General features: G+C 72.3%; 8 protein-coding genes and 1 pseudogene. 4 read left to right on the top strand and 5 right to left on the bottom strand.

Annotated features, from left to right (window positions below; translation table 11 throughout):
• Window positions 1–8: 8 nt before the first annotated feature.
• Window positions 9–659: a DUF1326 domain-containing protein gene (locus ACFXGX_RS20215; RefSeq protein WP_384792832.1), complete on the bottom strand. Its 651-nt coding sequence runs from the start codon at window positions 657–659 to the stop codon at window positions 9–11.
• Between the two features lie 199 nt (window positions 660–858).
• On the opposite strand from ACFXGX_RS20215, the gene ACFXGX_RS20220 reads away from it, so the two are divergent.
• Window positions 859–1686, top strand: coding sequence for a DUF2182 domain-containing protein (locus ACFXGX_RS20220; protein WP_384792834.1), 828 nt, complete (start codon window positions 859–861; stop codon window positions 1684–1686).
• Here the strand turns inward: ACFXGX_RS20220 and ACFXGX_RS20225 are convergent.
• The gene (locus tag ACFXGX_RS20225; RefSeq protein WP_384792837.1) at window positions 1683–2345 is read right to left on the bottom strand and encodes a TetR/AcrR family transcriptional regulator; all 663 of its coding nucleotides are present in this window, start codon (window positions 2343–2345) and stop codon (window positions 1683–1685) included. The two genes, ACFXGX_RS20220 and ACFXGX_RS20225, sit on opposite strands and share 4 nt — an antisense overlap.
• 127 nt (window positions 2346–2472) lie before the next feature.
• Here ACFXGX_RS20225 and ACFXGX_RS20230 point away from each other — a divergent pair, with 127 nt between their 5' ends.
• Both ACFXGX_RS20230 and ACFXGX_RS20235 read left to right on the top strand, forming a co-directional pair.
• Window positions 2473–3036 (top strand): NAD(P)H-dependent oxidoreductase, encoded by a 564-nt coding sequence (locus ACFXGX_RS20230; protein ID WP_384792840.1) that lies wholly within the window; start codon window positions 2473–2475, stop codon window positions 3034–3036.
• A 125-nt stretch (window positions 3037–3161) separates the two neighbouring features.
• Window positions 3162–3824: pseudogene (locus tag ACFXGX_RS20235) on the top strand (AIM24 family protein); the annotation flags it as partial.
• Between the two features lie 88 nt (window positions 3825–3912).
• On the opposite strand, the gene ACFXGX_RS20240 reads toward ACFXGX_RS20235, so the two are convergent.
• The 3 genes from ACFXGX_RS20240 to ACFXGX_RS20250 form a co-directional block, all read right to left on the bottom strand.
• On the bottom strand, window positions 3913–5703 hold the full coding sequence (locus ACFXGX_RS20240) for a M4 family metallopeptidase (RefSeq protein WP_384792843.1): 1791 nt from the start codon (window positions 5701–5703) through the stop codon (window positions 3913–3915).
• A gap of 331 nt (window positions 5704–6034) precedes the next feature.
• Entirely contained in the window at window positions 6035–7057 is a 1023-nt protein-coding gene (locus ACFXGX_RS20245; RefSeq protein ID WP_384792961.1) for a polyprenyl synthetase family protein, read from the bottom strand.
• A gap of 65 nt (window positions 7058–7122) precedes the next feature.
• Window positions 7123–8175: a hypothetical protein gene (locus ACFXGX_RS20250; RefSeq protein WP_384792846.1), complete on the bottom strand. Its 1053-nt coding sequence runs from the start codon at window positions 8173–8175 to the stop codon at window positions 7123–7125.
• 341 nt (window positions 8176–8516) lie between these two features.
• Between ACFXGX_RS20250 and ACFXGX_RS20255 the strand changes: the two genes are divergently transcribed.
• Window positions 8517–9098, top strand: a 582-nt coding sequence (locus tag ACFXGX_RS20255; RefSeq protein WP_384792849.1) for a phosphotransferase, incomplete at its 3' end; no start/stop codon positions are given.

Here is a 9098-nt window from a genome sequence, read left to right on the forward strand (position 1 = left end):
GCCCGGCTCTAGGGCCCGGTCCAGTCGAAGGTGATGTGCTTGCTGGACCGGCCTTCGCGGCTCCAGAGGAAGTTGTGGGCGTCGGCGCGGTCCACCGTCGAGCGGCCCCAGGTCGCCACCTGGCCCGGCCCGGTCTCCGCACCTGGCAGGTTGGTCGACTGGACGCGCGCACCCTCCGGGGTCGTGGGCCCCGTGAGCGCCACCGCGCTCGCCTCGACCCGGCCCGGTACCACGGCCCGCCAGCTCGCGAGGTCGTCGGCGACCTCGATCTCGATGGGGGCGAACTCCATGCCGCGCATTTCGGCGCCCATCATGGCCACCATCTCGGCGGGCCAGCTGCCCGCCTGCCCACCGAAGATCATCTGAAGCGCCTGGCGCTGGGGGTCGTCGGCGCGCTCGTCGACGAAGACCGCGGCGTACGTGTCCGTGTGCTCGGCCCAGATGTTGCCGACGAACGAGGCCAGCATCAGCACGTTCAGGCCGTCCAGCCGTACGTCGCCGTAACGGCCCTCGCGGATGTGCCAGGCCAGGATGCCGTCGCAATCGCCGTGGGTGGGCAGCTCCGCGAACGAGCAGGGACAGGGCACGTTGCACTTGCAGGTGTCGAACCAGTCGCCCGCCGCGTGCCACCGGGGAACGGTCTCCGTCGTCTCGGACATCTCCCTGCCTCCTCGTGACCGTGCCGGGGCGTCGGTCTCGGGAGGACGGCACCGCCCCCGGGAGCCATCGCCGGCCCACGCCCGGTTCGTACGGGTATCCACCCCGATTGTCCCACCGCGGGGGTCGCCCGGCGGTGATGCTTTCCGCGTACACGCGTTCGCGCGCGCACGCGCGAGTCCGCCGTGATGTGCTGGAGGTGTGCGCCTCGACCGGAAGGCCCCGTCACCTCCTCCGCGTCCGGCACAGCTGCTGTCGGCCCCGCAGCTCGCGTTCGCCTGGTCCGTGATGGCGTCGATCGCCCTCCTGGCCTGGGTGCTGGTGGTCGACCAGGCCCGTGACATGGGGGTCGAGCCGGGAACCATGGGGATGGACGTCCCGCTGTTCCTGCTGCTGTGGCTGGTCATGATGATCGCCATGATGTTCCCGTCGGTGGCCCCGGTGGCCCTGACCTGGGCGCGGGCCATCGGGCGCCGGTCGCCCACGGGACTCGTGCGGGTGGCTCGTACCTCCCAGTTCGTCGGCGGGTACCTGCTGACCTGGACGGTCTTCGGCCTGATCGCCTACGGGCTCCTCGCCGGGACCGGGGCCCTGGTGGACGAGCACCCGGGCGCCGGGCGCTGGATCGGCGCCGGGGCCTTCCTGATCGCCGGGCTGTACCAGTTCGGCCCGTGGAAGGACCTCTGCCTGCGGCACTGCCGGAGCCCGATGGGCCAGCTCGTGCGCTACGCGGGCTTCCGGCCCCGGGCTCGCGATCTGCGGGTCGGCGCGCACCACGGGGCGTACTGCGTGGGCTGCTGCTGGGGGCTGATGGTCGTGCTCGTCCCGCTGGGCGTCATGAACGTCCTGGCGATGGCCGCGGTCGCCGTGGTGATCTTCGTGGAGAAGCTCTGGCGGCTCGGCCCCGCCTTCTCGCAGGTCGTCGGGGCCGCCTTCCTCGTACTCGCGGTACTGAGCCTCTTCCAGCCCTGGCTGCTGCCCGGCCTGATCCCACCGCAGTCGCCCATGACGGAGATGCTCCGCTCCTAGGCCGAGCGCGGGCCGACGCTGCGGTTCACCAGGTCGCGCCAGCCGGCCTCCAGACGCTCCTGGGGCATGGCGCGCTGGCGGGTCAGATGGCCGATCAGCGCGGGGTCGAGGTAGCCCATCAGCGTCTGGGCGACCAGCTCGATGTCCGTGTCCGGCCCCGGGCTCGCCTGGCGCAGCAGCATGCACACGTGCATGAAGCGGACCCGGTACGGCGCGGAGGTGAAGCGGCGGGTGACCTCGGGTTCGGCGGCGAGGTACAGGTCGAGCTGTTCGGAGGTCTGGCGCAGGGCGTGGCATCCGAAGGCGTGCAGGCGCTCCACCGGCGACGCGCCGGGGCCGAGCGGGGCCGGACCGCTGATGAAGGCGGTCTGGAAGCGCTGCTCCGTGTGGTCGAGCAGGGCCATGAGCAGGCCGGTGCGGTCGCCGAAGCGCCGGAAGACGGTCCCCTTGCCCACCGCCGCCGCGCAGGCGACGCCTTCCATCGTGAGTCTGGCCACGCCCTGCTCCTCGACCAGCCGGGCCGCGGCCTCCAGCAGGCGTGCGCGGTTACGGGCGGCGTCGGCGCGCAGCGGGGCGGCCTCGGGCGCGCTGAGCTGCATGAGGACGGGCTCGTCGGGCGTTTCCGGTCGCTGAGGGAACGGCGGAAGTGGCTGGGACATGAAGCCAGCGTAACGGCATCCGGGGCCAACTGGACTGTGGTCCGCTTCGGTGGTAGACCTTAAAGCGGACTCCGGTCCGTTTTATTACGGCAGTGTTTCAGCGTTTCCATCCCCCCGGGAGATATCCATGTCCGTACGCATCCTCGCCCTCGTCGGCAGCCTGCGCGCCGGTTCCCACAACCGCCAGCTCGCCGAGGCGGCCGTCAAGCTCGCTCCGGAGGGTGCCGAGGTCGAGCTCTTCGAGGGCCTGGCCGAGATCCCCTTCTACAACGAGGACATCGACGTCGAGGGCGACGTGCCCGCCGCCGCCGCGCGGCTGCGCGCCTCGGCCGGCGAGGCCGACGCGTTCCTGCTGTTCTCGCCGGAGTACAACGGCACCATCCCCGCGGTCCTCAAGAACGCCATCGACTGGCTGTCCCGTCCGTACGGCGCGGGCGCCTTCACCGGCAAGCCGGTCGTCGTGGTCGGCACCGCGTACGGCCAGTTCGGCGGCGTCTGGGCGCAGGACGAGGCCCGCAAGGCCGTGGGCATCGCCGGCGGCACCGTCCTGGAGGACATCAAGCTCTCCGTCCCCGGCTCCGTGGTCCGCTTCGCCGAGACGCACCCCGCCGACGACGCCGAGGTCGCGGCGCAGCTCTCCGAGGTTCTGGACCGTCTGCACGGCCACGTCTCGGCGCCCACCGCCGCCTGACAACTCCCTTGTGGGCCGGTCCGGTTGACCCGGGCCGGCCTGCGTCATGTCGTGACTCGGTCACCATTCGTCCCAAGATCGCCACGACCCTGGCGGAGCCCCACCCTCCGCGACAGGATGCCCGCATGAAGAGCGATCTCTTTTCCAGTGACCACATGGTGCAGCCGGCCGTGGCGGCGGGCATGACCGTCCAGAACGCCAAGTCCATCAAATACGCCGTCCAGGGCGAGATGTTCGCGCGTCAGGGCGCGATGGTCGCCTACCGGGGCAGCCTCCAGTTCGAGCGCAAGGGCCAGGGCGTGGGCGGCATGCTCAAGCGGGCGGTCACGGGTGAGGGACTTCCGCTCATGACCGTCCGCGGCCAGGGCGAGGCCTGGTTCGCGCACGAGGCACAGAACTGCTTCATCGTGGGCATCGAACCCGGCGACGTCTTCACGGTCAACGGCCGCAACGTCCTGTGCTTCGACGCCTCGCTGTCGTACGAGATCAAGACCGTCAAGGGCGCGGGCATCACCGGGGGCGGTCTGTTCAACAGCGTCTTCACCGGTCAGGGCAGCCTGGGGCTGATATGCGAGGGCAACCCGCTCGTCATACCCGTCTCCCAGCACCAGCCGGTGTTCGTCGACACCGACGCGGTCGTCGGCTGGACCGCGCATCTGCGCACCTCGCTGCACCGCTCGCAGTCGATCGGCTCGATGATCCGAGGGGGTTCGGGCGAGGCGGTGCAGCTCAAACTGGAGGGCGAGGGCTACGTCGTCGTACGTCCCAGCGAGGCGACCCCGCAGAAGACCATGATGACAGGCTCGGGCAACAGGGACGGGGGGCCCCCGCGGTGGGGCGGGCGGGGCCCCTCGGTTCGTCTGCCGGAGCCGTCCGTCAGCGCCGGGCGGCCGGGGTGTTGGCGGCCGTGACGTTGACGGCGGCCCAGGCCTTGCCCACCGCCTTGTACTCGGCGCTGCTCGCGCCGTACAGGTCGGCGGCGGCCTTCAGTGTGGCCTTCCGCGCGTCGTGGAAGTCGGTCGTGGAGACCATGTACCGGGTGAGTGCGCGGTAGAAGACGGCGGTGGCCTTGGTGCGGCCGATCCCGGTCACCCGGGAACCGTCGTACGTCGGCGAGTCGTACGCCACGCCGTTGATCGTCTTGCGGTCGCTGCCCTCGGCGAGCAGGTAGAACGCGTGCGAGGAGACACCGGAGCCGGCGTGCACCTCGGCGTCGTACACGGCGGGCGACCAGTAGTCGATCGACTCCTCGAGCACGTCGAGGGACGGGTGGTCCATGCGGCGCAGGAACTTCTGGGCGAGGCCCAGCTTCTCCCCCATCAGGTAGTTCGGCGGGTTCTTCGGGTTGTTCGCCGAGAACTCGACGTTCGTGCCGAAGATGTCGGCGAGCGACTCGTTGAGAGCACCCGCCTCGCCGTACTGATTGCCGTCGTCGTCGACCCGGGTGGGTTCGAGGGCGGCGGTCGCGTCGACGACCCCGTGGGTCAGCTCATGGCCGGTGACGTCGAGGACGACGAGCGGCTTCTTGAACACCTGGCCGTCGCCGTCGCCGTACGCCATGCAGCCGCAGTACGAGTCCCAGAAGGCGTTGCCGACCTTGTTGCCGAAGTGGACCATCCCGCGGGCACCGGCGCTGTTGTTCTTGATGCCCTTGCGGCCGAAGGTCTTCTTGTAGAAGTCCAGGGTCTGGGTGATGCCGTACTGGGCGTCGACGGCGGCGGTGGTGCGGGCCGAGGTGGTGCCGTTGCCCCACTTGTTGTCGCCGTCGGTGAACGCCTTGCCCCGCGCGAAGGACTCCAGTTCCTGGCCCCTGGCGTCCCGGGTCTCGGTGTTCCACCGGGTCGGGTCCTTGAGCACATAGCTGGTCCGCGCGGTGCGGGTGGTGGTCAGGGACACCTTGCCGGCGAACAGGGAGGACCCGCTCCCCTTGGCCGTGGCCGGGTAGTGGCCCGCCGCGGCGATGCCCGTGAGGCCGGACAGCCCGGCGGCGGCGGCACCGGCCGCGATACCGGTCTGCGGGCTCGCGCTCTCGCCGCGCTCACGCAGCGTGGCCGCCAGGGACGGCGAGATGAACTCGTCCGTGTTCGGGGTGTTGCTGCGGATCCGGCCGGTACGGGCGTCCACGACGACCGTGCTCGACCCTCCGGCCTCCGCGGTGTCGCTGTCCGTGACGATCACCTGGTAGGCGAGGGCGGCGGCACCGTCACGGGCGTCCACGACGAGCCGGGCGGTGTCCGCGTCGCCCTTCGCGACGGCCTCGGCCTTCCGCACCGCCTGATCGGGCGTCAGTTCCGCCTCGACGGTGGACGGCTTCACCACGTGGTCGGCGGCCCGGGTCACGCCGAGGTACTCGCCCCGCGCGCCGAGGTGGACGACCAGGTCGCCGCCGAGCAGCGGAAGGCCCTGATGGGTACGGACGAAGCGGACGTGCCGCTTTCCGTCCGGGTCCGTCATCACGTCCTTGGCCTGGAGGGTGTCGCCGCGGGTGACACCGGTGGCCGAGGCGTGCGCGTACGCGGCCGCCCTGGCGGTGGCCACGGGCGACGACGCCGAAGTCGCCGCGCGGGCGGGCCCGTTCGGCGCGACGGCGAAGGCGGGACCGGGGAGCGTGGCGGCCGTCGTCACGGCGACGGCGATCGCCACGCGGCGTATGTGGGGTCTACGCACTGAGTTCCTTCGTACAGGGGCGGCCGGAACACCAACCGCCCTACGGCGCGGCGCCGTTGCGCACCGCGGGGGCTGCCGGCTCCCGACCGGACAGATGTGCGAGGGAATGCGACGGTTGCCTGGACGGGCCGATCAACGTCCGCATGTGACCGATGTCGCACGGACCCGGCCCGGAGCGGCCGGGACGGGCGTGCGGAGCGGCGGACCGAGGGCCGGGATGGAACCGACGGCAGAGGCGGGACCGACGGCCGAGGTGAGACCGACCGCCGAGGTGAGACCGACCGCCGAGGTGAGGCCGACCGCCGAGGCGGGATCGAGACCGTGGGAGGTCTCAGATCGTGCGGTCGGCGAGGGCGGACAGCAGGGTGCGGAGTTCCGCCGCGGGCTCCTGGGCGAGGGGCAGTCCGGCGAGGAGCGTGTCCGCCGCGGCGAGCCGGCGGCGAGCCGCGCGCACCGCCGCCGCGCGGCCACCGGCCCGCTCGACGAGGGCCGTCGCACGGCGGACCCCGGAATCGTCCAAGGAGTCCGAGGCCGCGAGGAGTTCGTCGAGTTCGCCGTACCCGGCTCCGCCGAGCGCCGCGAGCACCGGGAGCGTCTTCTTCCCCTGCCGCAGGTCGCTGTGGACCGGCTTGCCGGTGACCGAGGGATCACCCCAGATACCGAGGACATCGTCGGCGATCTGGAAGGCGACGCCGAGATGGCGCCCGGCGCGGTCCAGCACGGTCACGGTCCGCTCCGGCGCTCCGGCCAGCCGGGCGCCGAGTGCCAGGGCGCAGCCGAGCAGGGCACCGGTCTTGCCCTCCGCCATCACCTCGTACTCCCCCAGACCGACCGCGTCGGGTCCGGTCCAGGGCCGGTCGGCGAACAGCAGGTCGTCGGCCTGGCCGCGCACCAGGTCGCCGAGCGCGGTGGTCAACTGCCTTACGGCGGAACCGGCTTGGGGAGTGAGAGCCATGGTCTCGACGGCCAGGGCGAACAGCGCGTCACCCGCGAGAACGGCGGGACCGGTGCCGTACGCCTTCCACACGGCCGGCCGCCCGCGGCGCAGCGCGTCACCGTCCATGATGTCGTCGTGGAGCAACGAGAAGACGTGTACGAGCTCCACGGCGACGGCCGCCGGCACGCCCGCCCCGGCCGGGGCGGAGACGGTCTCCGCCGCGAGTACGGCCAGCGCCTGTCGTACTCCTTTGCCCTGGCTGTGATCGGCGGGGGCGCCGCCGACCTCGCAGCGGCCGAGCGCGTACCGGGCCATCTCGGCCACCCAGGGGTGCAGCGTGCCGATCGCCTCCGCCAGCGCGGGAGCGACGAGTTCACGGCAGCGGCGCAACACCTGCGCGGCGGCGGGCGGCGACATGGAGGCCGGGGCGGGCGCGCCGGCCAGGGCGGGGGCTGGCACTCGGTCGAGGGCCGGGGTGGTCGTCACGCGGCCTCCGTCTCGTCGGTCCCGGTCGTCAACCCGAGCTCTGCGCGCGCCTTTTCCACCATCCGGTGAGCGTGCCGCAGTCCGATGCCCTCCAGCGTCACGGCCAACTCGTCGAGCTCGGCGGCGGTTTCGGCCTGGTCACGGCCGAGGCGGGCGAGGGACTTGACCAGCCCGAGACGGGACAGGGCCGTGCCGCGCGGCTCGCTCATCGCCTCGAACTCCGCCAGGGCGCCCGCGTACACGTCGCGGGCCTGCTCGTAACGCCCGGCACGGTAGAGCACGTTGCCGCGCATCTTGTGGTTGTAGGCGAGCGCGCCGGACAGCTTCATCGCGCGACAGGAGACCTCGGCCTCGCTCAGCAGGCCGAGCGCGCCGTCCGTGTCCCCGTCCCGCACGGAGACGATGTCCGCGAGTCCTCGCAGCGCCCAGGCGTGGCCACGCCGGTCCTCGGCACCGGCGGCTATCCCGGCCGCCTCCTCGAACATCGCGTAAGCACGGTCGTACGCACCGGTGTTGCGGTGGATCTGGGCGATGCCCTCCAGAGCCCACACCGTGTGCCGGGCCTCGCCGCGCTTGCGGGCCTCGGCCAGCAACTGCTCGTGCAGCTCCGTCACGGCCGCGTAGTCGCCCTGGATGCGACCGGTCTCCGCCATGCCGGCCAGCGAGTAGCCGCGCACCACGACATCCCCCGCCTGGCCGCCGAGTTCGGCGGCCAGCCGCAGCAGCCGCCACGCGAGCGGGAACGCTCCGCGCTGGCGGGCCAGGGTGCCGCCGCTCCAGAGCGCCCACGCCATCCCGGCGCCGTCCCCGGCCTCCCGGGCGGTGCGGTAACTCGCCTTCCACGCCCGCTCGGCGTCCGTCACCTGCCCGAGCCGGCGGTGCGCCTCGGCGACCGCGAGGCCCGACCTGGCGGCCTCCGCGCGGGCGCCGGCCCGTTCGGCGGCGCGCAGTTGCTCGGTGCCCGCCGCGAGGACGTCGGTCAGCGAGGAGTTCACCGACAGGGTGGTCAAGGCGCCCTGGTATTCCGGGGCGAAGGCTTTGCCGTACATGAGTGCCTTTCCGTCCGCCACCGTCCGTCCGCATACGGGCCCGGCCCGGTGGTGATGCTGTTGTCGACTCGTTCAAGGCGGTGACGTGCGACGATCCAGCTATGCACACGACGTATACGCGGCATGTATACGCAAGGGGTATAGTGCGGCCGGTTTCCGTCCGTGAAGTGAGCTTCAGGAAGGACCGTGTGCCACGCGCCCGTTGCCGATCAAGACGACGATCGCGTCCGGGAGGTTGCCTGGCCGCGTCAAAACACGTTGCACGGCGGTCCGGACGGCCCAGAGGATGGCGGCGGCAGAGTCTCCTCGCGGAAAGCAGGCCACCGTTGCCCACAGCGCCGATGCACGCAGACGAGACGCGGATCGGTGGTTCGCTCGTACGGCGCCTGCTGGCCGGGCAGTTCCCGCGGTGGGCCCGGCTGCCCCTGAAGCGTGTGCGGTCGGCCGGTACCGTCAACGCCCTCTACCGTCTCGGCGACGACATGGCCGTGCGCCTGCCGCGTGTGGCGGGCGGTGCCGACGACGCCGTCAAGGAGCACGCGTGGCTGCGGCGGCTCGCCCCGATGCTGCCGTTCCCCGTCCCCGAGATCCTCGGCCTCGGCACCCCGACCGCCGACTACCCGTGGCACTGGTCCGTGCTGCGCTGGCTCGACGGTGACACTCCGGCGCCCGGGGCGCTGACCGCCCCGCGCGAACTGGCCGCCGATCTGGGGGCGTTCGTCACCGCCCTGCGCGGGATCGACCTGCCCGGCGGGCCGGGTGCCTACCGGGGCACCCCGCTGACGGCGGTGGACGCCGAGACGCGCTCGGCGATCGACGACCTCCGCCGCCGCGTCGTCCCCCGGGGCGCCCCCGCGGGCGGGGGGGTGGGGGCGGGGGCGCCCGCGGGGGCGGGGCCGCCCCCGCGGGGGCACCAGGTGAGA

This window comes from Streptomyces sp. NPDC059371 (genome assembly GCF_042751995.1).
GTDB lineage: Bacteria > Actinomycetota > Actinomycetes > Streptomycetales > Streptomycetaceae > Streptomyces.